Source organism: Pseudomonas sp. ADAK2 TE3594 (assembly GCF_053628675.1).
Genome location: NZ_JBRJGV010000001.1, coordinates 2400425 through 2425682 on the forward strand (window position 1 = coordinate 2400425; position 25258 = coordinate 2425682).

General features: G+C 56.2%; 19 protein-coding genes and 2 pseudogenes. 16 read left to right on the top strand and 5 right to left on the bottom strand.

Features of this window, described 5'->3' with window-relative positions; all coding sequences use genetic code 11:
- Positions 1 to 6: 6 nt before the first annotated feature.
- Together mexE and AB7M22_RS10930 are read right to left on the bottom strand one after the other, a co-directional pair.
- Complete coding sequence (gene mexE, locus AB7M22_RS10925) at positions 7 to 1260, bottom strand: multidrug efflux RND transporter periplasmic adaptor subunit MexE (RefSeq protein WP_007905572.1); 1254 nt, start codon at positions 1258 to 1260, stop codon at positions 7 to 9.
- Positions 1261 to 1753: 493 nt separating this feature from the next.
- Positions 1754 to 2365, bottom strand: a pseudogene (locus AB7M22_RS10930) (alpha/beta hydrolase family protein); the annotation flags it as partial.
- 521 nt (positions 2366 to 2886) lie between these two features.
- Between AB7M22_RS10930 and AB7M22_RS10935 the strand changes: the two are divergent.
- The 6 genes from AB7M22_RS10935 to AB7M22_RS10960 are packed head-to-tail and all read left to right on the top strand — an operon-like array spanning position 2887 to position 8522.
- The gene (locus AB7M22_RS10935) at positions 2887 to 3831 is read left to right on the top strand and encodes a fatty acid desaturase (protein ID WP_454186277.1); all 945 of its coding nucleotides are present in this window, start codon (positions 2887 to 2889) and stop codon (positions 3829 to 3831) included.
- A gap of 30 nt (positions 3832 to 3861) precedes the next feature.
- A complete protein-coding gene (locus tag AB7M22_RS10940; protein ID WP_454186278.1) occupies positions 3862 to 4893 on the top strand; it encodes an ABC transporter ATP-binding protein in 1032 nt (343 codons plus the stop codon).
- Complete coding sequence (locus AB7M22_RS10945; protein ID WP_454186279.1) at positions 4890 to 5519, top strand: ABC transporter permease; 630 nt, start codon at positions 4890 to 4892, stop codon at positions 5517 to 5519. The genes AB7M22_RS10940 and AB7M22_RS10945 overlap by 4 nt, the downstream gene beginning before the upstream one ends.
- Positions 5519 to 6202: an ABC transporter permease gene (locus AB7M22_RS10950; protein ID WP_454186280.1), complete on the top strand. Its 684-nt coding sequence runs from the start codon at positions 5519 to 5521 to the stop codon at positions 6200 to 6202. The genes AB7M22_RS10945 and AB7M22_RS10950 overlap by 1 nt, the downstream gene beginning before the upstream one ends.
- 49 nt (positions 6203 to 6251) lie before the next feature.
- Positions 6252 to 7157, top strand: coding sequence for an ABC transporter substrate-binding protein (locus AB7M22_RS10955; protein WP_454186281.1), 906 nt, complete (start codon positions 6252 to 6254; stop codon positions 7155 to 7157).
- 36 nt (positions 7158 to 7193) lie between these two features.
- On the top strand, positions 7194 to 8522 hold the full coding sequence (locus AB7M22_RS10960) for an LLM class flavin-dependent oxidoreductase (protein WP_454186282.1): 1329 nt from the start codon (positions 7194 to 7196) through the stop codon (positions 8520 to 8522).
- Positions 8523 to 9269: 747 nt separating this feature from the next.
- Here the strand turns inward: AB7M22_RS10960 and AB7M22_RS10965 are convergent.
- Entirely contained in the window at positions 9270 to 9653 is a 384-nt protein-coding gene (locus tag AB7M22_RS10965; protein ID WP_253424666.1) for a winged helix-turn-helix transcriptional regulator, read from the bottom strand.
- 102 nt (positions 9654 to 9755) lie between these two features.
- Between AB7M22_RS10965 and AB7M22_RS10970 the strand changes: the two genes are divergently transcribed.
- Positions 9756 to 10874, top strand: a complete 1119-nt coding sequence (locus AB7M22_RS10970) for an NADH:flavin oxidoreductase (RefSeq protein ID WP_454186283.1) — start codon at positions 9756 to 9758, stop codon at positions 10872 to 10874.
- A 434-nt stretch (positions 10875 to 11308) separates the two neighbouring features.
- Positions 11309 to 12082, top strand: a complete 774-nt coding sequence (locus AB7M22_RS10975; RefSeq protein ID WP_454186284.1) for a YkgJ family cysteine cluster protein — start codon at positions 11309 to 11311, stop codon at positions 12080 to 12082.
- Between the two features lie 182 nt (positions 12083 to 12264).
- On the opposite strand, the pseudogene AB7M22_RS10980 reads toward AB7M22_RS10975, so the two are convergent.
- Positions 12265 to 12468 (bottom strand): annotated as a pseudogene (locus tag AB7M22_RS10980) (NAD(P)(+) transhydrogenase (Re/Si-specific) subunit beta); the annotation flags it as partial.
- 279 nt (positions 12469 to 12747) lie between these two features.
- On the opposite strand from AB7M22_RS10980, the gene gabP reads away from it, so the two are divergent.
- The 4 genes from gabP (at position 12748) to AB7M22_RS11000 (ending at position 19274) form a co-directional block, all read left to right on the top strand.
- The gene (gene gabP, locus AB7M22_RS10985; protein WP_454186285.1) at positions 12748 to 14154 is read left to right on the top strand and encodes a GABA permease; all 1407 of its coding nucleotides are present in this window, start codon (positions 12748 to 12750) and stop codon (positions 14152 to 14154) included.
- A 114-nt stretch (positions 14155 to 14268) separates the two neighbouring features.
- Positions 14269 to 15366, top strand: coding sequence for a choline metabolism transcriptional regulator GbdR (gene gbdR / locus AB7M22_RS10990; protein ID WP_454186286.1), 1098 nt, complete (start codon positions 14269 to 14271; stop codon positions 15364 to 15366).
- A gap of 424 nt (positions 15367 to 15790) precedes the next feature.
- Entirely contained in the window at positions 15791 to 16894 is a 1104-nt protein-coding gene (gbdR, locus tag AB7M22_RS10995) for a choline metabolism transcriptional regulator GbdR (protein WP_454186287.1), read from the top strand.
- Between the two features lie 256 nt (positions 16895 to 17150).
- Positions 17151 to 19274 (top strand): TonB-dependent siderophore receptor, encoded by a 2124-nt coding sequence (locus tag AB7M22_RS11000; protein ID WP_454186288.1) that lies wholly within the window; start codon positions 17151 to 17153, stop codon positions 19272 to 19274.
- A gap of 26 nt (positions 19275 to 19300) precedes the next feature.
- On the opposite strand, the gene AB7M22_RS11005 is transcribed toward AB7M22_RS11000, so the two are convergent.
- Complete coding sequence (locus AB7M22_RS11005) at positions 19301 to 20050, bottom strand: GntR family transcriptional regulator (protein WP_454186289.1); 750 nt, start codon at positions 20048 to 20050, stop codon at positions 19301 to 19303.
- 135 nt (positions 20051 to 20185) lie between these two features.
- On the opposite strand from AB7M22_RS11005, the gene AB7M22_RS11010 reads away from it, so the two are divergent.
- The 4 genes from AB7M22_RS11010 to AB7M22_RS11025 are packed head-to-tail and all read left to right on the top strand — an operon-like array spanning position 20186 to position 25203.
- Complete coding sequence (locus AB7M22_RS11010) at positions 20186 to 21025, top strand: ABC transporter ATP-binding protein (RefSeq protein WP_454186290.1); 840 nt, start codon at positions 20186 to 20188, stop codon at positions 21023 to 21025.
- Positions 21022 to 22023, top strand: a complete 1002-nt coding sequence (locus tag AB7M22_RS11015; RefSeq protein WP_454186291.1) for an ABC transporter substrate-binding protein — start codon at positions 21022 to 21024, stop codon at positions 22021 to 22023. The genes AB7M22_RS11010 and AB7M22_RS11015 overlap by 4 nt, the downstream gene beginning before the upstream one ends.
- A gap of 7 nt (positions 22024 to 22030) precedes the next feature.
- Positions 22031 to 22780: an ABC transporter permease gene (locus AB7M22_RS11020; RefSeq protein WP_454186292.1), complete on the top strand. Its 750-nt coding sequence runs from the start codon at positions 22031 to 22033 to the stop codon at positions 22778 to 22780.
- Between the two features lie 53 nt (positions 22781 to 22833).
- A complete protein-coding gene (locus AB7M22_RS11025) occupies positions 22834 to 25203 on the top strand; it encodes a hypothetical protein (RefSeq protein WP_454186293.1) in 2370 nt (789 codons plus the stop codon).
- Positions 25204 to 25258 lie beyond the last annotated feature (55 nt).

A 25258-nucleotide genomic window follows, 5' to 3' on the forward strand; every position in this document is an offset into this window, starting at 1 on the left:
GATCCCTTAACCGCGTGGAGTCGCAGCAGCCACTTTCACAACCGTACCCGGCGCGACCTTGGCAGGTGCGACTTGGGGCAGGTTGCTGGCTTCCAGCGCTTGTCGTTGTTGAGCCAGAGCCGCGAGGGTTTCCTGGCTGGCCATCGGGATCACTTCAGGGGTGACCGGTGAACCAGGGCGAACCCGTTGCAAGCCCTTGACGATGATGGTGTCGTCCTTGTTCAGGCCGCTGCGCACGATGCGCAGACCTTCGATCTTCGGACCCAGTTCGACGGGGCGGTAAGCCGTTTTGTTGTCGGCATCCATCACCAGCACGAACTTTTTACCCAGGTCGGTACCGACCGCTTCGTCGTTGATCAACACCGCGGAGTAAGTGCCGCTGCCCACCAGTTTCAGGCGTGCATAAAGACCTGGGGTGTAGGTGCCGTCGCTGTTGTCGAACACCGCGCGACCGCGGATGGTGCCGGTCTTCGGGTTGACCTGGTTGTCGACGAAGTTCATCTGGCCCTGGTGCGGGTTGCCGTCTTCATTGGACAGGCCGAGGTAAACCGGCGTGGTTGCGCCGCGTTGGCCCTGGCGGGCGAGCTGGGTGTATTTAAGGAAGACACGCTCGTCGGCGTCGAAGTAGGCGTAGACCTTGTCGGTGGACACTACGCTGGTCAGCGCGGTGGTATCGGCGGTCACCAGGTTACCGGCGGTGATTTCCGCACGGCTGACACGGCCGCTGATAGGCGCAGTGACGCGGGTGAAGCTCAGGTTCAGTTTGGCCAGGTCCAATTGGGCCTGGAGAGCGCCGACGGCGGCGCGGGCTTCTTGAGCCGCGCTGGTGCGCGAGTCGGCGAGTTCGGCGGAAATCGCGTTGCTGGTGCGCAGGCGTTCGCCGCGCTGGGATTCGTTTTCGCTGCGGGTGGCCGTGGCGCGAGCTTGGGCAACCAAGGCTTCGAGGCGGCGGACCTCAGCCTGGAATGGACGTGGGTCGATCTGGAACAACAGATCGCCTTTCTTGACCAGCGCGCCTTCGGTGAAGGCCACGTCATCGATCTGGCCGGAAACCCGTGGACGAATCTCTACCGTTTCCGGCGCTTCAAGGCGCCCGGTGAATTCGTCCCACTCGTTGACCGGTTGTTCCAGCACCTTGGCCACGCTGACTTTGGCCGCGGGCATGGTGGCGGCAGCGTCCGGGGTCTTGCCGCAAGCGCTCATCACCAGCACGGCCAACAGGGCCAAGGGGAAGCGCAAATGTTTGAGTGACTGTTCCATGGATGCATCCGCCAATGTATTGAGATGGACGGATGATGCTTGGCGGGGTTGTATGGCACGAATCGAATGAACCGAAGGTAACTATCATTCGGAATGATATAAGTTCATAGCGAGCCCTCTAGCATGCACCTCCCATTGGCGGGCTTTCAAATGAAATGATGAAAAATCAGTGTTGCAGGGAGTGTAAGGATTGGCATCAACCGCGTCATGGCCATCGCGAGCAGGCTCGCTCCCACATTGGACCAGCGGCGTACACAAATCCCCGTAGGAGCGAGGCTTGCCCGCGAAGAGGCCATGAGCCTCAACAAAAGAACCGGGATCAGGCCAGGATGCTGTCCAGCTCAAACACTTTCATCTGTTCTTCACGGATGACCGGCATGCCGCCCCCTCACTTGCTGTTATGGCCTACCGAAATTGGGGACACGCCTGTTTCGGCTGCTTCGGCAGGTCGATAGGCTGGAATACGATGGTCGAAAAACCAGCCGACGTGAGGCTACCGCTCATTACGAGGTGTCGGCCCCAGAAATTCAGTAATCAGCGACGTCACTTGCTGATGAATCACCTCACGCGATCGCCCACCGTCGCCATCCAGGCAAATCATGCCGTCCCCCGGCGCCTGCTTCGAGCAATACCACCGCGCCCGATTTGCACCGCGACAAGAAACTGAAGTGGCTGGCGTCGCTGATCTCGACGTAGCGCGTCGAGACTTGCGGCAGCCGTTTGGCCAAGTCGGCGGACTCCAGCTGCGCGGGAAGGTCTTCAGAGGGCAAGCCCGCCGCGATCACCAGTGCCGGAACCGGCAGCGCCGCGAGGCTCGCATCGGTCAAGCCGCGTGACAGGCCCAAGTCGTGGTGACGCGTTTATCGCCCAGGTCAGAGCCTAATCGAGTCTTTGGCTCTGGGGTGCTGCCGGGGTTGATCTGTTGGTAAACGCTGCAACTGGCCAACTGCGGATGCGCCTTGCAGTCTTGGGCAAACCGCTCGGGATCGAAGCGTGCTCCGGCGATTTCCAGCGCGGTCCAGCCGCCGAGGGAATGACCGACCACTGCAATTCGATGCTTCGCGACCGCGCCGAATTGTTCCGGCTGAGCCATGACCGCATCGATGGGACTAGGCTAGCGGAGCAGGAAAATTCAGAGCAGGGTAAAAGCATTGCTTAATTGTTATTCATTTTAGGAATAAGCATAATTAAATATATTCCTTGATCGTATTAGTCATCATGCTACCTTGCTGTCACCGGACTGCCGGATATGTTCAATCCTATTCTTTTGGTACGACTATGTCCGGCGCCCGAATCTTCCAAATCAGCCTTGAGGCTCTGTCGCATGACGGAGCCAATGCAGTGATTTCTCACTCAGGCAATATCCGCGTTAGTCCTTGCGCCTCCATTGCCACTCCATTCGTTATCGGCAAACCTCTCCCTTGTCAGGCCAACAGCGAAGCCTGCAGTGCAATCAGCGAAGGCTTGGCGTTTCTTCTCTACGCCATGTGAATCATCGCTGTTGGGAGTTTCCATACCGTTAGTCCAGCCAATCATCTTCAGGTAATGCCCGGTGTAGGGGGTTGCAGCTTGAAGTGTGACTGATTGGGCGCCTGTTCCGAGCAAGATCTATCACGACTAACAACAATGCCAAACTATTTGGATGAAGCTCATCGAGCTGAAATCGTTAAGCTGAGCACTACCGTAACGAGTAAAACTGAATGGCCCACCTGGCTTTTGTTAGTCGGGTTCTATATGGCCTGGGCATTTATTGTTTTTTATGGGGACGTACTTGGCAAAGTATTCAGCCTTGTCCTGTTGGTTCCACTGGTTGTGCTCTGGATGTCGATTCAGCATGAGCTTATCCACGGTCATCCAACGCGTTGGCCTGGCATAAATAAAGCCTTGGGATTTCTGCCATTTGCCCTGTGGTACCCCTACGACATTTATAGGGAGACACATTTGGCGCATCACCGCGACGAGGTGTTGACGGTGCCGGGTCAAGATCCGGAAAGTCGTTATGTCACCGGTGCTTTTTGGTTGCGCTCGCCTCGGTATATCAGAACGTTGTTATGGGTAAACAAGACCTTGGGTGGTCGTTTGCTTATGGGCGCGCCGTTGGCGGTAATAGCTCTCGTGGGCGGTGAGATTGGAGGACTATTTCACACCGGGCGAATCGCTTGGCGGATGTGGGCTGCTCATATACTAAGTGTTGGCGTAGTGCTGGTCCTGGTTGAGCAATACAGCGCCATCAGTGCCATACAGTACATATTCTTAGTTTCGCTGCCGGCCTTGTCGATTGCCATGATCAGGTCGTTTTACGAACATCGTCCGTCAACGCTTCCGGAACACCGCACAGTTATCAATGAATCATCAGGGCTGTTGAGTTGGCTGTTTCTTAACCTCAATCTTCACTTGGTTCATCACGATCTTCCCGGTTTGCCCTGGTTTTACTTACCTCGGGTGTATAGAGCCAGGCATAAACAATGGATCGCGCGAAACAATGGCTATGTCATTCATGGCTACTTCCAGTTATTGCAGAAACATCTGGTCAGTCCCGTGGATTGTCCTTGCCATCCTGCTGAGCACTAAAAATATGCAAGCTAATTTGGGCGTCGGAAAATGATACGTTTTGAAGCCATCAAGAAAACTCATAAAGGCAGCCCGCGAATGGCCGTGAGCGATTTGACGCTTCACGTCCGGGAGGGTGAGATCTGTGTATTTGTCGGGCCCAGTGGGTGTGGCAAAACCACCATTTTGCGCATGATCAACAGGCTGGATACCCAGGACAGTGGCCGCATCTGTGTCAATGGAGTAGCAACCGATGAGCTTGACGTCGTTACGCTACGCCGCGGCATTGGTTTCATGATGCAGAGCGCAGCCTTATTTCCCCACCAGACGGTTGCAGAAAATATTGGCGCAGTACCGCGACTCCTGGGCTGGAGCAAACATAAAATCCGCCAGCGCGTGAGCGAACTCATTTCCCTGGTTGGACTTCAGCCGGAATTTCTTGAGCGCTACCCTAATCAGCTGTCGGGCGGGCAGCAAAGTCGCGTCGCTCTGGCGAGGGCATTGGCCTCGGACCCGCCGGTTGTATTGATGGACGAACCCTTTGCCGCGCTTGATCCGGTGATACGCGAGCGACTGCAGGATGAACTGGTTGCGCTTCAGAGACGCTTGCATAAAACCATTATTTTGGTGACCCACGATATGGAGGAGGCCATCAAGATTGGTGACCGGATTGCCATCTTCGAGGGCGAAGGAAAGCTTGTTCAGTTCGATACGCCTCACAATATCCTTGCCCATCCAACCAGCGAGTTTGTGAAGAACTTTATCGGCAAAGATCCGCTGTTAAAGAGACTTTCGCTGATGAAGGTTTCTGATCTTCCAGCGGATGAAGTCAATTGCGAATTCAAACTTCTGCTGGATGATAAGTCCAACCCGTTGAAGTGGGTCAGTGAATCGGACGTGCCTGTTCCCGAGCTGACAACGGTGTCGAGTAACGACTCGTTGCATCACGCATTGGTTAAAATTCTAACGGCTCCTATCGGTGTGGTTGTTCGCGTGGACGAGGCGGGCGGTTACGAAGGTTGCCTCTCGATTGCCAGCCTTCACAGCGCACTCAATGAGCGCCGCTTCGGAAGTGCGCAATGATTGACTGGTCCTGGATCGTTGAAAACTGGCAGCAGATCGGCCAGCTGTTATTTGATCATATTCAGCTGGTGACCTTGGGCCTGTGTATAGGGATGCTATTAGCGGGCGCAATGGTGCTCTTGACGTTGTGGCGGCCAGGATTGGCGCGCCCCATGATTTATGTCAGCGGCATACTCTTTACCATTCCGTCCCTGGCGCTGTTTATTTTGATAATGCCTTTTACCGGTTTATCCAAGACGACGGCGGTCATTGGTTTGAGCCTGTATTCCTTGCTTATTGTGTTGCAGAACACCTTGGCGGGGCTTGCGAGTAATCCCCCGGACGTATTGGAAGAAGCCCGTGCGCTAGGGTATACGCGCATGCAGAGATTCCTCGGGGTTGAACTTCCGCTGGCGCTGCCTTCGTTATTGGCAGGCTTGCGAACGACCTCGGTTACCTTGGTGGGGCTGGTGACCGTTACTGCCTTGATTGGTCAAGGCGGATTAGGCCAGATGTTCATTACCGGGCTGGCTCAAAGTTTCACTACGCCTGTGGCGGTCAGCCTGGTCCTGACGGTGATGTTGGCGTTATGTTCTGATTTTCTGTTTTATTCAATAAATAAATGGCTGGTCCCTTGGGTGCGCTGATGAACATGATCGCAGGTGTCTACCTTTGGTTTTCTCTTCCTGACAATTGGTTGGGTGAAAACGGAATACTGACTCGGCTGGCAGAGCATCTTTATTATGTGTCTTTGAGCCTGGCGATTGCTTGTGCAATAGCGTTGCCGCTCGGCGTACTTCTGGCTAACTACCGCAAAGGCGCGCAGGTGGCGATAGGGCTGTTCAATATTGGGCGAGCATTACCTTCTCTGGGTATTGTGATACTTGCAATCATGCTCATTGGTTATGAAACCAGCACGGTGATTATCGCTTTGGTGACCATGAGCATCCCGCCGATATTAACCAATACCTATGTTGGAATCGATCAGGTGGATTCGTCTCTGAAGCAGGCTGCCAGATCGATGGGGATGCGCAGAGGGCAGATGTTTATTCAGCTCGAGTTGCCGCTGGCTTTTCCGCTGATCTTTTCTGGATTCCGATCAGCCCTGGTGCAACTTATCGCCACGGCCACCATCGCTGCGTATGCAGGGTTCGGCGGGCTGGGCAGGTTTCTTATTGATGGACTGGGCCGAAATGATACGCCGCAAATTATTGGCGGCGCACTGATGGTGTCGGCACTTGCGATTGTCAGCGAGTGGGTGTGCTCGATGATAGAAACACTCATGGTTAGAAAATGGCGGGCGGGGAATGTTGAACTAAGCGCTACATGACCAGGGGCATTTGAAAGTGCGTATCAACTTTGCAGAGGTGCAGACCCAAATGAAAAACAAACAACGTTCGAAGGCTCGCTCAGTGCACTCGGTTTCATTGTTGCTGGGGCTAGGCTTGCTGGTTGGCAGCACGTTTGCCAGTGCTCAGTCCATCACCATTGGAGGGGCCAATTTTTCCGAGCAGACGATTCTCGCCAACATCTATGCGTCGGCCTTGAAAAATCAAGGGATAGACGTCAAGACCCGACTCAATCTGGGGAACCGCCAGATCATCGCCCAGGCGCTGGAAAACGGGGATATAGACGTCGTACCCGAATACATAGGATCACTGTTGAGTTTCTATGACGACAAGACCGCCCTGACCACCCAAAAGGAGATCCTCAGCGCTCTGCAACAGAAGTTGCCGGCGGACCTCCAGCTGCTTGAGCCTTCGTCCGCGGGGTCTATTACCGCTTGGGCTGTTACCAAGAAAACCGCAGAAAAGTACAACTTGCACACCTTGTCCGACCTGGCGCCCGTCTCGGGTGATTTCACGTTGGGCGGGCCTCCCGAAGTCGCCACTGCTGCCTTAGGCCTGCCCGGGTTGAAGGCGGTCTACGGCATCAACTTCAAGAGCATCAAATCGCTGGACATGGGCGGGCCCTTGTCGCGGCTGGCGTTGAACTCAGGCGCTATCGACGTCGCCACGGTGGTCTCCACGCAAGGCATCCTGGCTAAGGAGCCTTGGGTTGTCCTCGAGGACGACAAGCACCAACAGCCCCTGCAAAACATCACACCACTGGGTCGCAAGGCGTTGCTAACCCCGGAAGTCACCCAGGTGCTCAACGCGGTCTCTGCAAAACTGACCGATGACGACCTCAAGCAACTCAATCGTCTTGTTGATATCGATCACAAGGATCCCGCAAAAGTCGCGGCGCAGTGGGTCGCCGAACATACCGTCAAGACGGCCCAGTAAAAATGAATGCGACGTTGGTAAGGTCGCGGAGGCGTTATGTCCAATAAAAGTATGATTTTGAATTTGTTCTTTTTTAACCCCCAAGGAGATCATCGTTTTTCCTGGCGCCACCCGCTGTCACCGACCCAGGAAATATTCACGCTCAAGTACTACGTAAAACTGGTGCAGGCGGCCGAGGCGGCGAAGTTCGATGCGGTTTTTGTCGCGGATCACGTCGCGGTCTGGGATTCCGTGGCCAGCGGGTTGAGGCACTATGCCAACGCCCGTCTTGAACCGATTACGCTGTTGTCCGCACTGGCTGCCGTGACTGATCACATTGGTCTGATGGGCACCGCTTCAACTTCCTATAACGAGCCGTTCAACCTCGCGCGATATTTTGCTTCGTTGGACTATCTCAGCGCAGGGCGAGCCAGCTGGAATATCGTGACTTCCTGGCTGGAAGAAGAGGCTTCGAATTACGGATTGTCAGGCGTGACGAAGCACGGCGATCGTTATCTGCGGGCCGAGGAATTCATCCAAGTCGTCAAGCAGCTTTGGGACTCTTGGGAGGAGGGTGCGCTTGAATTTGACAAGGGCACCGGCGATTTTGCCGACCCATCGAAAATTCACCCGATCAATCACAAAGGGGCACATTTCAGCGTGCGTGGGCCGCTTAACGTGCCGCGTCCACCTCAGGGCCATCCGGTCCTTGCCCAGGCGGGGTCTTCTGAAGCCGGCAAGAACCTGGCCGCTGCGCATGCGGACGTGCACTTCTGTTTCATCAATACGGTCGAAGAGGGATTGGCGTATAGGGCCGATTTGAATCGCCGACTCGAGTTGAAGGGCAGGCATTCCAGTGACCTGAAAATCATTACCGGCGTGCTTCCGGTGGTGCTCGGGGATGAGACTGAAGAGGAGCGACGTCGGCAACTGGAGGACAGCCTCATTATCGATGCGGTGGCGATTGACCTCGTCTCCAGCTACACCCGCCTGGACTTGACAGGTCTATCGCCGGACAGCCCATTGCCGGCGTTGCCGGATGAGTCTGAGTTCGATGGCATTCGAACTGAGCTGGCCCTGCTCAAGAAGTACGATACTTCCTTGTCTATCCGCGAAATAGGGCGCCGGTTGGTCAAGAGTTCCAGCACCTGGCTACTGATCGGAACAGCGGAGCATATTGCCGACAAGCTTTCAGCGTTATACGAGTCGAATGCCGTCGATGGCTACAACCTCATGTTTCCGTTTTTGCCGACGGACTTCGAAGCCTTCACCCGCGGCGTGGTGCCTTTGCTGCAAGCCAAAGGTGTCTTCCGCAAGGAATATGAACCTGGGACGCTGAGGGACCGCTTGGGCTTGAAAAAGCCTGTTAATAGCTTCTTGCTGTGATCTGGGGCCAAGCGCTAATCACAATCACCTTGACTGGATTTTCATATGGCCAGCGATCTATCCATGTACCTCGCTCCTGCCAGGGTTTTACAGGTACAAGAGGCCTGGCTCCAATGCGTCCTGGAGATCTTGGGCGAGCGCCGTGAGCAAAAGCCGATCGTTGATCCAACGCCCCATTGGCTTTCCCCGGATCTCTTGTTATCCCAGACCTGTGGTTATCCATTCATCACGTCACTGCGGGGAAGGTGAGACTGGTAGGGCGCCCGAGTTATGAGCTTACCCATAGCTCGGGTGGTGACCATTGCAGTTTGCTGCTCTGCAGAGCTGATTCGGCCGTGACTGATCTGGTGGGTTTCCAGGGCAGCCATGGGCTGATCAATGCGTCCCTGGCTCCCCACCTCAAACAAGCTAGAACGGGCCGATGCCTGAGACTGCTGACAGGAACATTGGGCGCGCGCAATGCCGTATCAAAGACTCTCAGGGTCCCCAAAGAACATTTTGACTGGGCTCTAGGACAATGGTTTCTGGCAAAAAAATTGAGATTTGCCCCCATATTTGCCCCCGCTCGCATCGGGTGTCCGAGTGATCGCTAATGGCGATTTCTGACAGAACACCAAGACGGTACATACGCGATAAACCAAGAGTCAATTAGGCACTTAATGTAGCGTTGGTAGGTTTAGGGATACCGTGAGTAAACCTACGAAGTAATGCGTTTCAGATGGGCAGTGGCGGCGAGTCAATAAAAAATCACTTCGTCAGGCTTACCTGCGCGGCCTCGTCAAACTTCAACCGGGCCGTTTCAACCTCAGGCAATTTGTCGAGCGTCCATTTATGCAATTCGCGGAATGGCTGCTGCAGTGTTCGACCAAGTTGGGTGATCTCATACTGGACTGCCACGGGCGAAAACGAGATGACCTGGCGCGAGACGAGTCCATTTCGTTCCAGTCGACGCAGGCACTGTGTCAGTGCTTTCTGAGTGACGCCCTCCAGGCGACGCCTGATGGCGTTAAAACGGTGCGGCCCGTCATCAAGTACCGCCAGAACCATCATCGACCACTTGTCTGCGATTTGGTCGAACAGCGCCCGGCTTGGGCACTCCGACGAAAAACACTGCGGTTTTAATTCCAGCATCGAAGTTTCCTCACATATACCTAGGCGACTTTAGGTGCCTAATTGACATTTGGTTTACAAAATATACTTATATGGCTTCCAAAAGCAAATGGAGTCCATCTGATGTCAAACCCTGAAACCAGCATTTTATTTCGTCCTTTTTCCATCCGGTCGCTTGAACTGAAAAACCGAATTGTCATGGCGCCAATGACGCGTCTGTTCTCACCCGAAGGCATTCCGGGTGAAGCGAGCACTGCCTACTACCGGCGGCGGGCAGAGGGACGTGTCGGGCTGATTTTGTCGGAAGGCACCGTGGTTGATCGCCCAGCATCGCGCAATGACTCCGGCATACCTTTTTTTCACGGCGAAGCGGCGCTGGCTGGGTGGAAAAACGTGATCGATGCGGTCCACAACGCTGGCGGGCGCATGGCACCGCAGATCTGGCATACCGGTGCCACGCGTTACATCAACGACTGGGAGCCTGATGCGCCAGTGGAAAGCCCGTCGGGCCTTGATTCGCCAGGTGACCTGCGTGGCGTGGCGATGAGTGAAGAGGACATTGCCGACACGGTAGCAGCGTTCGCCAAGGCCGCAGCGGATGCCAAACGACTGGGCTTCGATACCGTTGAGATCCACGGAGCCCATGGTTATTTGATCGATCAGTTTTTCTGGTCTGGTACCAATCTGCGCACCGACCGCTACGGCGGCCCGACAATCAAGGAACGCTCGCGTTTTGCCAGTGAGATCGTATCTGCTGTTCGTCATGCTGTTGGCCCTGAGTTCCCGATCATCATGCGCGTCAGCCAGTGGAAGCAACAGGACTACGGCGTACGCGTCGCTGAAACACCAGCTGTGATGGAAGACTGGCTGCTGCCATTGGTCGAGGCCGGTGTCGACGTCCTGCACTGCTCGCAGCGACGTTTCTGGGAACCTGAATTTCCCGAAATTGACGGTGAGAACGGCCTGAACTGCGCGGGCTGGGCGAAGAAAGTAACCGGGGCCGCGACCATCAGTGTTGGTTCGGTTGGGCTAGAAAATGATGTTACGAATGCCTTTGCCGGCAAGGGATCAACCCCTGCGAGTTTGGATCGGCTCGTCGAGCGCATGGAGCGCGAAGAGTTTGATCTGATCGCAGTAGGGCGTGTTCTACTGAGTGACAAGGATTGGGCCGCCAAAGTGGAAAAAGGCGATTACGCAGACCTGAAGGGCTTCAATCCGGCATCTTTAGCCGAATTGGTTTGAGCCTTGTTGCGGAGTGGAGAGTGCGATACCGCAAAGGTTTAGTCTGAAAAAATCAGAGGTCTAGCCTCGGTTACAGCCACTCAACATCCGTCAGAGCTGGATTGAATTACAGTGGATCCCGGGCATCTACGTGCGAGTCGTAGATGTCCGTAGGCTAGGTGATGCCGACGTTTTCACACGAAAGCGTCCACTGGTACGCCCGTATTGATCAATGGTCAGTTGAGCCAATTGCTAAGGTTTACTACTACGCTCAGGGCCGCGCCATAGATGACGTGCCGATCTGGCAAGGGGTGGCGACCGGCCAGGGGAAGGTGTGTTCAAGTATACCTAGTTGGGATTTGGTGCCTAATTGAAACCAGGTATACAGCGTATATCATTGGTTTCTTTAGCCATCGCCTCTACTTGAAGTTTGGGGGTACGGAACAGGACTGAGCATGACGCCTATAAGCAAATCAGTGACGCTCATAAAAAACAACGTCACGAGGTTTACCTGCAACGGGTGCGGAACTTGCTGTAAAGAACGTCTTATCCCTCTGACTCTTCAAGAGGCCGAGGAATGGTTAAATCGCGGTGGTAACATCGCAGTCATACTTGAAGCTTTCGACACGTCAGTCTTCCCCCTGCCAGAGCATTACGCCCACAGCGTGCAACGCGCGGTAGACGTCGTCAGTGGAGATGCACGTATTCAGGTAATAGCCATTTTTGCGGGCAACGCACTGACACAGTGTCCAAGTTTAGGGGAGGATAACCACTGCGAGATCTATGAAGATCGACCGCTGGTCTGTCGAATCTATCCGATGGAAATCAATCCATTTCTAACCGTGCGCCCCGCAGAAAAGGTCTGCCCGCCGGAAGTCTGGGAGGCGGGAGAGGTGTTATGTTCTGACCGTATAGTTGATCCTGTCTTGGAGGATCAGATTCAACGCTCCCGGCAGGCTGACCGTGACGACGCCAAGGCTAAAGTTTTAGTATGCGCGGCGATGGGGATGAGTGTTGCCGCTTGGAAAGGCAACGCGCTGGCTGTTTACTTAGCCGACCGTACGCAATTGCAGCAGGCCATCAGTCTCGTTCGCGCGGGGGGCGATGTACCGGCAAATGTGTCTTGGAAAGTACGTGTCGATGATGCTGACCTTCACACTCGTCTGCATGGGGCAGGTGTTGAACTGGATCTTCGCGCACAGACTGAATATATCTTTCACTCGATTTAATCGGAGAGCTTAATGATTTGCCTGGCTTATTAGTCACCTAATGACAGCTTCGTGCCGATTACTGGCCTATGTCGGCCTTGAGCCAAACTCGCGGCGAATCAACTTTGCCAGCGTTCGAATATAAACTTCGCCATATCTCGCGCAGGCTTAGCCCGCAGGATATGGCGATGCTGGAAACAGGGCTAATCGACCGCTTTAACCATGTATTCAATGACCTTCTTGGCATCACCAAAGACCATCATGGTCTTGTCCAGGTAGAACAGCTCGTTGTCCAGACCGGCATAGCCGCTGGCCATCGAGCGCTTGTTGACGATGATGGTCTTGGCTTTGAATGCTTCGAGGATCGGCATGCCGGCAATCGGCGATTTCGGATCGTTCTTGGCCGCCGCTTTGCACGGTGCTGCCCCCCTACATCAATAAAATGCGAGACGCAGTGCCTGTCGAAATCAGACTCAAAAATGGCGTGCTCAGACCATTTTCTTTCAAGAGAGAACGCGTAAGGTGACGCGTCACTTCATGGCCGTGTGCAGCCGTGATGCCTGATTTAGAAACTCGGGAGCGTTTGAGGTGCGCCGCGTTCGAGACGCGGCAACAGGGAGAAATGATGATCGCCTGACCCTCAGTCAGTACGCCCTAACGTCGATCACCAGAGAACAAAAAAAACAATGAATAGCCTGAACTCCAAAGATTCGAACGGTCAGTTGGCGCAGGGTTTCAAGCCGCGTCACGTCACCATGCTTTCTATCGCGGGGATTATCGGCGCCGGTTTGTTTGTGGGCTCCGGACATGCCATCGCTGCCGCGGGGCCGGCGGTACTGCTGGCTTATCTGTTCTCCGGCCTTTTGGTCGTTCTGGTCATGCGCATGCTGGGCGAAATGGCGGTTGCCAATCCAGACACCGGATCTTTTTCCACCTACGCTGACCAGGCAATCGGGCGTTGGGCGGGCTTCACCATCGGCTGGCTCTATTGGTGGTTCTGGGTGCTGGTGATACCGATCGAGGCGCTCGCGGCCGGGCATGTATTGAACCAATGGTTTCCACAGATCGATACCTGGTTGTTTGCCTTGCTGTCGATCATCCTGTTGGTCGTGACCAATCTGTTCAGCGTGTCCAAATACGGGGAGTTCGAATTCTGGTTTGCGATGGCCAAGGTCGTGGCGATCATCGGCTTTATCGGCCTTGGTTTTGCGGTGTTGATGGGTTGGATTCCCGAGCGCGAAGCCAGCGGGTTGAGTCAACTCATGGAGGACCATGGTGGTTTTGCGCCCAACGGCTTGTCAGCGGTCGTGGGGGCATTTATCACCATCATGTTCAGCTTCATCGGTACGGAAGCGGTGACCATTGCTGCGGCCGAATCCAACAACCCGGCGCAGAACATCGCCAAAGCTACACGCTCGGTGATCTGGCGCATCGGGGTGTTCTACTTGCTGTCCATTTTCGTGGTCATTTCCGTGGTGCCCTGGAATGATCCGTTGCTGGCGTCGGTGGGCTCTTACCAGCGAGCGCTGGAACTGATGAACATTCCCCACGCCAAGTTAATGGTAGATGTGGTGGTGTTGATTGCCGTGGCCAGCTGCATGAACTCGTCGATCTATATTGCCTCGCGCATGTTGTTTTCGCTGGGCAAGCGCGGTGATGCACCGAAGCCGCTGAAGGTGACGTCGTCGGATGGCGTGCCGAGGGCTGCGGTGATCGCCAGCACCGTACTGGGTGCCGGCGTGACTTTGTTCAGCTACTTCATGCCCGCCGGACTGTTTCAATTTCTGCTCGCCAGCTCCGGCGCCATTGCCTTGCTGGTGTATCTGGTTATCGCAGTGTCGCAACTGCGCATGCGCAAGATTCTGCTTCGGCAGAATGTCACGCTGACCTTCAAGATGTGGTTGTTCCCCTGGCTTACCTGGTTGGTCATCGCCTTCATCTGCGCAGCGTTGGCGGTGATGATGGTGACGCCCGAGCACCGTATGGAAGTTTCTTCGACCATAGGCCTGGCGCTGGTGATTTCCTTTATCGGCCTTGTGACCGCGCGTCAGCATGGGCAGCCGCGGAGTGCGGTGTCGGCGGAAAGTGCATAGCAGCCATATTCGGCGTAAACCTGCTTGCGATCTTTTCAGTGCGCCAGCAGTGGCGGGGCGGTTAATACCGCCAGCGCCACGGGCCATTACCGCTCACTGCGAGAAAAAACTTCGATGGCATACGACACCTCCAAGGCCGTTCCTCCCCAAACCATTGGTTTCTTGCTGCTGGACCAACTCACTTTGATCTCTTTGGCATCTGCCATAGAGCCGCTACGAATGGCCAATCAGTTGACCGGTCAAGAGCTGTACCGATGGCACACCTTCAGCCTGGGGGGCGAGCGGGTATGGGCAAGCGATGGCATGCCAATCACTCCGGATGCGGCGATCAATAACGCACCGATACTGGACACCGTGATCGTCTGCGGTGGCATTGGCATTCAAAGCGCGGTGACCCGTGAGCACGTTACCTGGTTGCGAGCCCAGGCGCGGCGCGCGAAGCGGATAGGGGGCGTGTGCACAGGGAGTTGGGCCTTGGCTCAGGCAGGCTTGCTCGATGGCTTCGACTGCAGCGTGCACTGGGAATTTCTGGCGGCCATGCAGGAAGCTTTTCCGCGAGTGAATCTCAGCTCCAGTCTATTCACCCTTGACCGAGACCGCTTCACCAGCTCTGGTGGAACCGCGCCGATGGACATGATGCTGCACCTGATCAGTCGCGATCATGGTCATGAACTGTCAGCGGCCATTTCCGACATGTTTGTCTACGAGCGAATCCGCAACGAACAGGATCACCAACGAGTGCCTCTCAAGCACATGCTCGGTACCCATCAACCGAAGTTGCAGGAAATCGTCGCCTTGATGGAGGCCAATCTGGAAGAGCCGATCGACCTCGACGAACTGGCGAATTATGTTGGCTTGTCCCGTCGACAGCTTGAGCGGTTATTCCAGAAATACCTGCATTCCTCGCCTTCGCGGTATTACCTCAAACTGCGCCTGATCCGCGCGCGTCAGTTACTCAAGCAAACGCCGATTTCGATTGTAGAGTTGTCGGTGGTGTGTGGGTTTGTGTCCACCCCTCATTTTTCAAAGTGCTATCGCGAGTGCTTCGGCATTCCACCCAGCGATGAACGCTTGGCGACGCAAACGCAATTTCAATCGCAAGTAACAGCAAGACCGATTGCGCAGGCATTGCCATTGGCAAGGCCGATGAGTTTGCTGGATCAGGCACGCGATGAGTCAACATTCGCAAGTATCAAAATTTTGAAGCCCTGAACAATCTGGTTGATAAATTCATTACTCCAGATAATCAGCGAAAAAATCCATAAACATATCTGTTCCCGGAGTTTCCATTGTTATGACGTTTTGTTGTAGCCGGCATTGCATTGTTCAAAAGAACGATCTGTGCCAGTCGGTAACAAGCAAGTTCTCGTTTTCAAGTATCCTCCATGACTGCTACCAAATTGCTCGCAGATTATAAGCAAGTTTACCAGGTCGATCCGTTTCGCTTTTGACCTTCGTTCTTGCGACCCTCCATATAGAAGCATCGACATGTCGTTTTTCGAATTGATTGGAAGTCTATTCCAACTGCGGCGTGATTTTTGCACTAAAATTATAAATAGTCCGGCCTGTTTTGGACGGGCAATAAAAAGAGCCTGCGCCTGAGGCCGATACCTGTTTGGGGTGAGGAGTTACTGTAATGACGACCTTCAACTCCGGGGCGAAGCCCCAGAACCGTGCGCCTCAATCCATCGGCTTTTTGCTGTTGGACAATTTCACACTGATTTCTCTGGCTTCCGCGGTGGAACCTCTGCGCATGGCTAACCAATTGTCCGGTCGCGAACTGTATCGCTGGACGACCCTCACTGCCGACGGAAACAAGGTCTTGGCCAGCGACGGCTTGCAGATCATCCCAGACACCTCGATACACAATGCGCCTGCCATGGACACCATCTTTGTTTGCGGTGGTGTCGGTATTCAACGCTCCGTAACCCGCGCGCATGTATCGTGGCTACAGAGTCAGGCGCGTCAGTCCAAGCGCCTGGGCGCCGTGTGCACCGGCAGCTGGGCCCTTGCTGGTGCCGGTTTGCTCGACGGTTACGATTGCAGTGTTCACTGGGAGTTTCTGGCGTCCATGCAGGAAGCCTTCCCGCGAGTAGTCATGAGTACACGACTGTTCACCCTGGACCGTAACCGTTTCACCAGCTCCGGTGGCACCGCGCCACTGGACATGATGCTGCACCTGATCAGCCGCGATCACGGCCGTGAACTGTCGGCGGCGATTTCGGAGATGTTCGTCTACGAGCGCATCCGCAACGAGCAGGATCACCAGCGTGTTCCGCTCAAGCACATGCTTGGCACCAACCAGCCAAAGTTGCAGGAAATCGTGGCGCTGATGGACGCCAACCTCGAAGAACCGATCGACCTCGACGAACTGGCAGTCTTTGTCTCCGTGTCGCGGCGTCAGCTGGAGCGGTTGTTTCAGAAATACCTGCACTGCTCACCGTCCCGCTATTACTTGAAACTGCGCCTGATTCGCGCCCGACAACTGCTCAAGCAAACCCCCATGTCGATCATCGAAGTGGCGTCGGTGTGTGGCTTCGTGTCCACACCGCACTTCTCCAAGTGCTACCGCGAGTACTACGGCATTCCACCACGCGACGAGCGTGTGGGTTCCAACACCACGCAACAAGTGGCAATGATACCGCTGCCACAAGCGCAGGGGCTGTCACCGTTGTCCGACCCGTCGTCGGCGCTCGGCCAAGCTCGCAACGAATCAACTTTTGCCAGCGTTCGGGTATAAAACTATATCGCGATGGACTTTTGAGCTCATTACTCAGGATTTTCCGGCCTTTCAAAGCCTATACGATGAGAGGCTTTATGAGGCTATTGCATCACTGATGTACCTGGCCACGTTGATCATAGGAGTTAATCTCGCAACTTGTTCACTACTCTGGCGAGATAAAAGAGTACCGGCTGAGAATGGGAATTGATATTATTCGCCGTCAATTCTCGCCGAGCTCCTGAAGTGCCCGGCATCTTCTCAAGGTTGTATGTCGATGCGTCGAACTCTCGTTTCTCTGTGTGTGATCCAAGCCATTTCCCAGACCACTTGGGCTGACCAGGCACCGACTGATCCTGCGTCAATAGAGTTACAAGCGATCGACATCAACGGCACATTCGAAGAGCCGGCCCAAGGCCCGGTCCAGGGGTATCGGGCGACCCGTTCGGCCAGTGCGACGCGCACAGACACTCCGATTCATGAAACCCCACAATCGATCAGCGTGGTCACTCGGGAGGTCGTGGAAGACCTCGGCGCCACCCGCTTGCAAGACGCTCTCGATTACGCCGGAGGCGTGGGCCGCGCGAATAATTTCGGTGGCCAGGGCCTGACCACTTTCACCGTGCGTGGCTTTACCACCGGTGAGTTCTACCGCAATGGTTTCCCGATCAACCGCGGTTATCCGAACATGCCCGATGCCAATACCATCGAGCGCCTGGAGGTCCTGCGCGGGCCAGCCACCACGCTCTATGGCCGTGGCGACCCGGGCGGCACCTTCAACGTGGTGTCCAAACTACCCCTGACCGAGCGCACTGTGACCCTGGGCAGTCAGCTCAATGATCAGGGCATGCGTCGCGCAACGCTGGATGCCTCAGGGCCGCTGGATGATGAAGGGCGACTGGCCTATCGGCTCAACGTGATAGGCGAGGGTGGCGACACCTTTCGTGATCACGTCGAAAACGAGCGTTACGGTGTGGCGCCGGTCCTCGGTTGGCAGGTCAACGACACCACCCGTATCACCTTCGAAGGCGATTTCATGCGCAACAACGCGCCGCTCGATCGGGGTGTGACCCGATATCGCAATCAGATCGGTGTCGCGTCGCGGGATACTTTTTTCGGTGAGAAGGATATCGGCAAGCTGCACAACGACAACAACATGGCGCAACTGCGTTTCGAGCATTTCCTGAACGACAACTGGACTTTGGGCGGCGGCACGCAATTTCTCGACGGCAGTCTGCAAGGCAATGCCATTGAAGGCAACGGGGTCGCTGCCGACGGCCGAACGTTGGGACGCAACTTCAATTACCGCAAACTGGAATGGCGTGACCGGGATGTGCAGTTGAACCTGACCGGGCATTTATCCACGGCCGGATTCGACCACACGTTGCTCACGGGCATCGAGTATGAGGATTACGATTACAAGTCGATCATCCGTCGTTCCGGTGGGGCGGTGAGTGCCTACCCTATCGATATTTTTGATCCGGTCTATGGCCAGCCGCGTCCAGCGCTGACCCGCACCACCACCAATGATCAGGAAAACCTCAAGACCTATGCCGCTTTCGTGCAAGATCAGGTAACGCTGACCGAGCGCTTGAAAGTCTTGGCAGGCGTACGTTTCGAACGCTTCGAACATGATTACGACAACAACCTCGTCAACGGTGTGAGCTGGACCAACAGCGACAACGCCGTCACCCCGCGTCTGGGGCTGATCTACGATCTGACCCCGACCGTGGCGATCTATGCCGACACGGCGCGGTCCTTCAAGCCCAACAGCGGTGCCAGTCGAACGGGCGGCGGCTTCAAACCTGAAGAAGGCAAATCCTACGAGGTGGGCGTCAAGTGGCAGGCCCTTGATCGTCAGTTAAGCGTGGATGCCGCGGTGTATCAGATCGAAAAACGCAATGTCCTGACGACAGACCCGGTGGACTCGACCTTCAGTGTTGCGGCGGGTGAAGTTCGTAGCCGTGGCTTTGATCTGAACGTGGCCGGCAACCTCACCCCGGAGTGGCGCATGATCGGTGGCTACGCCTACGTGGATGCTGAAGTCACCCAGGACAACGTGCTGAAGTCAGGCACCCGCCTGGTGAACATTCCGCGCAACAGTTTCAGCCTGCTGAACGTCTACGAGTTTCAGGACGGTGGCCTCAAAGGACTGGGCCTGGGACTGGGCGCCAAGTATGTCGACGAGCGCGCCGGCCAGACCGCGGCCAATGCCTTCTCCATGGATAGCTACGAGGTATTCGACCTGCTCAGCTTTTACAAAGTCAACGAACACCTGCGGCTTAACCTCGACCTGAAGAATGTGTTCGACAGCCACTATGATGAAGGCGCCTTTGGCAACGTTTACGCCTATCCGGGCGCGCCGAGAACCGTGCAAATGGGTTTCTCGTACACGTTGTAACTGGTAGGCAGGTAGCGCCCGCACGATCAATCGGCCTGTGCGGGTCTGGACTTGAAGACGCCACTGAGGACAAAGGCATAACGTTCCGGGCGGATGTAAAAGGTCGTACGGTCGCAGCAGCGGCCGTCGGCAAAATAAGAGGTGCGCTCCATGACCAACAGTGCCGCGCCACGTTTGACGTGCAGGGCACTGGCCAGGCTTTTGTCGGCTTCTTGCGCACGGATTGCCAGGTCGGCGCGAGTGACCGCCAAGCCGGTGATCGACTCGAGAATGGAATAGATCGGCTGATGTTCGACTTCAGTCCAGACCACGCTCGCCAATTCGGCAGGTAAATGGCTGCGTCCCAACGCAATGGGTTCATCATCGACGAAGTGCAGTCGCTCCAGCAGCAGGCAATCGTCCGCTGCTTCAAACAAGCCACGCAAGGGCTCAGGAACGGGCTGCAACGTATGGCTGATGACCTGCATGCTCGGTTTGAGCCCTTGCAACAATAAGGCTTCATGAAAACTACGCAATGCATCCAGGCCATGCCGAACCTGTTTGGCCGCCACGAAGGTGCCTTTGCCTTGCTTGCGTTCCACCACGCCGTCGTCGCTGAGCTTGCCCACCGCCAGGCGAACCGTGACGCGGCTCACTGCAAAGCGTTTGCCCAGCTCCGCTTCTGACGGCAGCTTGCCGCTGGGCTCAAAGTCGCCGCGTTGAATCTCTTCCAATAGCTGATGGGCGATCTGTTCGTAGAGCGAGGTGGTGCTGTCGCGAAGAATGGACGTAGACACTGTCGGTTTCCATGGCCTTGGAGGAGGGCGGTGCGCCTTCACTTCTAAGGTTATAAAAATAGGTTATTGGGACTACTTGTATTAATACGTATTATGTCAGGCATTCCCATTGTAAACGACCTGACGACACTTGCCATGCTCGAAACCACTTCTTACATACAGCCGCAAGCCGATGCGCTGACGGTCGATGACATCAGCTTCAGCTACCCCAATGGGCATCGGGTGTTCACCTCTTTCAGTCTGAACGCCAAGCCCGGCGAGTTCGTCGCGATCCTGGGGCCCTCCGGCTGCGGGAAAACCACCTTGCTGAATTTGTTGTCAGGCTTCCAGCAACCTCAGAGCGGTCAGATCAGTATCAATCAGACGGCGGTGCGTCCGGAGCGTTCGGAGTTGGGTTATGTGTTTCAGGCGCCGCAGTTGTTTCCCTGGCTGAGCGCTTTGGAAAACGTCCGTTTCGGTCTACGGATGACGGCTCAGGCCAACGAATCGCAGCAGCGGGCTCAAGCACTGCAGTACCTGCGCCTGGTCGGTCTGGAGAATGCGGCACATCGATTGCCGCATCAGCTCTCTGGCGGAATGCAGCAGCGCGTCTCCCTGGCCAGAACCCTGGCACTCGAGCCCAGTGTGTTGCTGATGGACGAACCATTTGCCGCGTTGGATGCCATCAGCCGCAACAGCATGAACGAAGAGACCTTGCGCATCTGGGCCGAACTGGGCCAGACGGTGTTGTTCATTACCCACGATATCGACGAAGCGGTGTTCCTGGCGGATCGGGTCATCGTGCTCAACATCGCCCCAGGCGGTATCCATAGCGAACTGCGTATTCATCTGCCGCGCCCTCGCTCCAACCTGAAAACCCGCTGCTTGCCGGCCTTTCTCGATTACCGCAATGAGCTGATGGAACGCATTTCCCAGGTCATGGAAGTGTCTGCAGCCACCGCTTATCCAACCCGCCAACCTGAGTTGACAGCATGATCAAACGTACGCTGCTTGCCCTTTCATTGTCTGTTGCCGCAGTGGCAAGCAGCACATTCGCCGTGGCAGGTGAGGAGAAACCCTTGCGTGTGGGTTATGTCTTCGCCATGGCCAATGCGCCGGCGTTGATCGCCGACAAACAGGGGTACTACCGCGAGGAAGGCTTGAATGTCGATCTCAAGGCATTGGGCGATGGCCCGGTGATCCAGCAGGCACTGGCCGCCGGTGAACTGGATGTCGCTTATGTCGGTACGCCTCCGGTGTACCAATGGTTTTCCCGGGGGCTGCAAAGTCGGATTCTGGCCAAGGTCAATTACGGCCAGGCGGCGGTGATTGTCGACGCCAAGAGTCCGATTACCAGCCTGGATGATCTCAAGGGGAAAAAACTGGCCGGGGTCAAGAAGGGCAGTGGCATGGATGTGTTGCTGCGCGGTTACGTCCTGAAAGAAAAGGCCGGGCTCAATCCTGACAAGGACCTGGACATCATCGATATGCCACCCGGCAATATGAACGCCGCACTGGAACGCGGCATCGTCGACGCAGCGTTTTCCTGGGAGCCCTTTGTCAGCCAGTCGTTGTTGCGCGGATCGAGCCGGATTCTGCTGGATGTCAACCAGGCGTTGCCTGAATACCCGTGGTACGTGGTGATCGCGTTACCGAAAACCTTGCAGGAGCGACCGGACGATGTGGTGAAGCTGCTGCGCGCTCATCGCAAGGCCATCGCTTTCCTCAACGAACATCCTGCCGAGTCGAATCGAGTTATCGCAGAGGCGTTCAAACTCGAGCCGGTGCAAGGCGTTGACGGCAAAACCATTGCTCCAGAAACCATCGTTGCCCAAGCGCGGACTCGACTGGGCTGGTCCGCGGACTTGCAGGTTTCGGACATTCAGTTCATCCAGCGCCTGATGAATTACTCCCACGACCTGGGCTTTATCGATACCACGCTCAAGACCGACCAGATCGTGGATACCTCCTACCTGGAAAAAGCCTCGCGCTGAGTTCGCCATGTCCTTGCCAAAAGCCAATTGGGGATGGGCCTCACTGCCATTCCTGCTGTTGATCTGGATCGCCCTGGCCAGCCGCTTTCCCACTTACATCCTGCCGCAGCCATGGGACGTCGCCCGCGAGGCTGTGCGCTGGCTGGGCGACAGTTCGCTGTGGCAGCACCTCAGGGCCAGTGTCCTCGAAGAGGTGGGTGGTTTCTGTGCGGCGGTGATCGTTGCGATTCTGCTGGGTACGGCCGGGGGGCTGTCCTCGCGGTTTCGCGATTTCATCTCGCCGCTCAACAGCCTGTTCATGGCCATCCCGCCGATTGCCTGGGCGCCGTTGATCATGATCATTTTCGGCCTGGGTTATGTCTCCATCGTGTTGGTGATTTTCATTGCCGCGATGTTCCCCATGGCGGTGACCATTCAGGAAGGTGTGCAGAGTATTCGCGGCGGTGAAGTCCGCGCGGCACGCACTCTGGGCGCCAATTCCTGGCAATTGCTGGCCCACGTTTACCTGCCGGCCTCATTGCCCTTCGTGACGGCGGCCTTGCGCATCGGTTTCAGCCAGGGCTGGCGGGCATTGGTCGCGGCGGAAATGATCGGCGCGTCCCAAGGCATTGGCTGGATGGTGTCAACAGGCGGGCAGATCGGCAACAGCAGTCAGGTGCTGCTAGGTATTGTCCTGATCGGCCTGATTGCCTGGCTGATGGAGAGTTTTGTGTTCCGGCGTATCGAGCGTCACTACCAGAAATGGCGCGTGCAATAAGCATTGTTTTCGAACCCTTCAAATCTTTAGTGGACCACTGCACGAGGTGTCATGTGAGTAACGTTTTCGATCCCCGCGAAGCCGGGCATTACATTGCCCCGCAAGGCCTCTACGAACGCAACAAGAAACGCCCGTTCCTGGGCAGCATCAGCTGTGATCGTGACACGCTGATTGCCGGTCAATGGGATGAAATCACTCTGGTCTACGAGGTCGGTGGCAGCGGTCTGGCGGACGGCGCGTGGCTGAAACTGGCCTTCAAGTTCTACTCTGACTGGGCCTTGTTCCAGACCTCGAATCCGGCCGGCCCAAACTATGTCAGCGCCGAGTATCAAGCCGGTGAGCTGGTCCCTGGACAGAGCCAGGCCACGGTGCAGCACTTGAAAGTGCGCTTCGATCAGAAGGGGCATGAACGGCCATTTCAGAAAGCGATCATCATCGACATCATCGACGGTTACCTGAACCCGGGGGACAAGATCACCATTCGCCTGGGCGATCGTCGTCAGGGCGGCGCGGGGACGCGGGTGCAGAGTTTTGTCGAGAAAGACTTCCGTTTTCGTCTGTTCATCGACCCACTGGGCAGCTCGAAGTTTGCCGAGGTGCCGGGCGATCCATTGCTGAACATCGTGCCGGGACCGGCGCAAAGCGTGCAGCTGATTGTCCCTCGCCTGGTCAGTGCGGGTGAGGCGTTCGACGTTTTGCTCAGGGTGGATGATGCCTGGGGTAACACCTGCCGCAACTTGCCGCTCCAGGGCGTGCTGACCCTCGTTGACCCTGAAGGGGGCGAACGACAACAACCGTTCACCCTGGCAACTGAAGGTTGGGCGACTGCCCGGCTTGAAGGTTTTGACCTTGGTGCAGTGGGCGAGTGGCGTTTGGCGGCCGAGGTGTCGGCACCTTTTGTACGCGCGGCCCAGGCGTTTGTCACGGTCGATCCGGGCGGCACGGCATTGCGCCCGCTGTACGCCGATCTGCATGTGCACTCCGATGACACCGTGGGTACCAACGACACGCTCTACAACCTCAGCTACGGTCGCGATGTCGCCGGTCTCGACGTACTCGGCTACACCGCCAACGACTTCAACATTACCGAGCAACGCTGGGACCAGGCGGTCCAGTTGATTCACGAGCTCAATGAACCGGGTCGATTTGTTTGTTATCCCGGCACCGAATGGTGCGGCAATTCTTGCGCGGGCGGCGACCGTAATGTGGTATTCCTGCATGACCGCAAACCTGAGTTTCCCTTCGACAATCAAGGGCGGCTGGTGCGTTCCTTCGAATGGAACGAGTTCACCGCCGGCACCATCAAGCCGGGCGCCTGGCCGGTGGACGAGTTGTACGCGGCTTATGCCAAGGATCCTGAAGGCCATCTGATGATGCCCCATGTCGGTGGTCGCCGTTGCAACCTCGACTGGCATCACCCGGAGTTGGAACGCCTGATCGAAGTTGGTTCGGCCTGGGGGCAATTCCATTGGGTCTACGCCGAAGCGCTTCAGCGTGGTTATCGGGTCGGTGCCGCTGCCAACAGCGATGAGCACCAGGGGCGTTGCGGCGGAGGTGTCCCGGCCACGGCGGTGTTCGGCTCCCGTGGCGGGCTGACCGGTGTTGTCGCTGAGGCTTTCGACCGAGCCAGTGTCGGCAAGGCACTTCGCGCCCGTCGCACCTTTGCCACCACTGGCGAGCGTTCATTTGCCAGCCTGCGCCAGGGCCAGCACTTTATGGGTGAAGTGTTCACGGCCGATTCGAATGCCACGCTGGACTATCGACTGCTGGGCGAGGCGGGTTGGGAGCAGGTCGATCTGTTCGATGGCGACAAGTTGATCTGGTCGCGCAATCTGCATCAGGAACTGGGGTTTTCCGCCCAACGTATTCGGCTGCGTCTGGGGGGCGCACGAATCAAGGACCGCTATCGCGGCGCTTACTGGACCGGCGAGATTCGCGTGTCGGGCGCGGTCATCAATGGTTTTCGCGCCCTGGGACTCGATCACCCCGAGCAAACCGTATGGCGCAAGGATGCAACGGTTCTGGCCTTTCGCACCGACACCAACGGCGACACCGACAGTATTGAAATCGACCTGTCGCAGCTGGCCGGCGCGACGCTGCAGATCCACAGCCGCATCGACAACTACATCAAGGTCGGCGATCCGTCTGAACCGCAACCTTACGTACACGCGCCGACTGTGCTGATGGAGTTGTCCGGTGAGGAGTTACTGGCGCAATCACAAGTGATCGAGGAGCTGCCAGGAGCGGAACTGAAAGTGTCCCTTGAAAGAACAACCTCTGCGCCGCTGCCCCGTGAGCTGCAAGGGCAGATCGAGCTGACGCAGCTGAATCTGCAGCCGGGCCGTGAACATCCATTGTTCATCTGCGCCCGGCAGCGCGATCAATCCCGAGTCTGGACCTCGGCGCTGTTTCTTACGCTGTAAACGCTGATGCCCGGCGACGTTTTCCTCGAACGTTCGGCGACTGCTTGATAACGCT

Bases quoted from the DNA above. Each gene is read 5' to 3' on its own strand.
- mexE (WP_007905572.1), bottom strand. From the start codon at position 1,260: ATGGAACAGTCACTCAAACATTTGCGCTTCCCCTTGGCCCTGTTGGCC.
- AB7M22_RS10935 (WP_454186277.1), top strand. From the start codon at position 2,887: ATGCCAAACTATTTGGATGAAGCTCATCGAGCTGAAATCGTTAAGCTG.
- AB7M22_RS10940 (WP_454186278.1), top strand. From the start codon at position 3,862: ATGATACGTTTTGAAGCCATCAAGAAAACTCATAAAGGCAGCCCGCGA.
- AB7M22_RS10945 (WP_454186279.1), top strand. From the start codon at position 4,890: ATGATTGACTGGTCCTGGATCGTTGAAAACTGGCAGCAGATCGGCCAG.
- AB7M22_RS10950 (WP_454186280.1), top strand. From the start codon at position 5,519: ATGAACATGATCGCAGGTGTCTACCTTTGGTTTTCTCTTCCTGACAAT.
- AB7M22_RS10955 (WP_454186281.1), top strand. From the start codon at position 6,252: ATGAAAAACAAACAACGTTCGAAGGCTCGCTCAGTGCACTCGGTTTCA.
- AB7M22_RS10960 (WP_454186282.1), top strand. From the start codon at position 7,194: ATGTCCAATAAAAGTATGATTTTGAATTTGTTCTTTTTTAACCCCCAA.
- AB7M22_RS10965 (WP_253424666.1), bottom strand. From the start codon at position 9,653: ATGCTGGAATTAAAACCGCAGTGTTTTTCGTCGGAGTGCCCAAGCCGG.
- AB7M22_RS10970 (WP_454186283.1), top strand. From the start codon at position 9,756: ATGTCAAACCCTGAAACCAGCATTTTATTTCGTCCTTTTTCCATCCGG.
- AB7M22_RS10975 (WP_454186284.1), top strand. From the start codon at position 11,309: ATGACGCCTATAAGCAAATCAGTGACGCTCATAAAAAACAACGTCACG.
- gabP (WP_454186285.1), top strand. From the start codon at position 12,748: ATGAATAGCCTGAACTCCAAAGATTCGAACGGTCAGTTGGCGCAGGGT.
- gbdR (WP_454186286.1), top strand. From the start codon at position 14,269: ATGGCATACGACACCTCCAAGGCCGTTCCTCCCCAAACCATTGGTTTC.
- gbdR (WP_454186287.1), top strand. From the start codon at position 15,791: ATGACGACCTTCAACTCCGGGGCGAAGCCCCAGAACCGTGCGCCTCAA.
- AB7M22_RS11000 (WP_454186288.1), top strand. From the start codon at position 17,151: ATGCGTCGAACTCTCGTTTCTCTGTGTGTGATCCAAGCCATTTCCCAG.
- AB7M22_RS11010 (WP_454186290.1), top strand. From the start codon at position 20,186: ATGCTCGAAACCACTTCTTACATACAGCCGCAAGCCGATGCGCTGACG.
- AB7M22_RS11015 (WP_454186291.1), top strand. From the start codon at position 21,022: ATGATCAAACGTACGCTGCTTGCCCTTTCATTGTCTGTTGCCGCAGTG.
- AB7M22_RS11020 (WP_454186292.1), top strand. From the start codon at position 22,031: ATGTCCTTGCCAAAAGCCAATTGGGGATGGGCCTCACTGCCATTCCTG.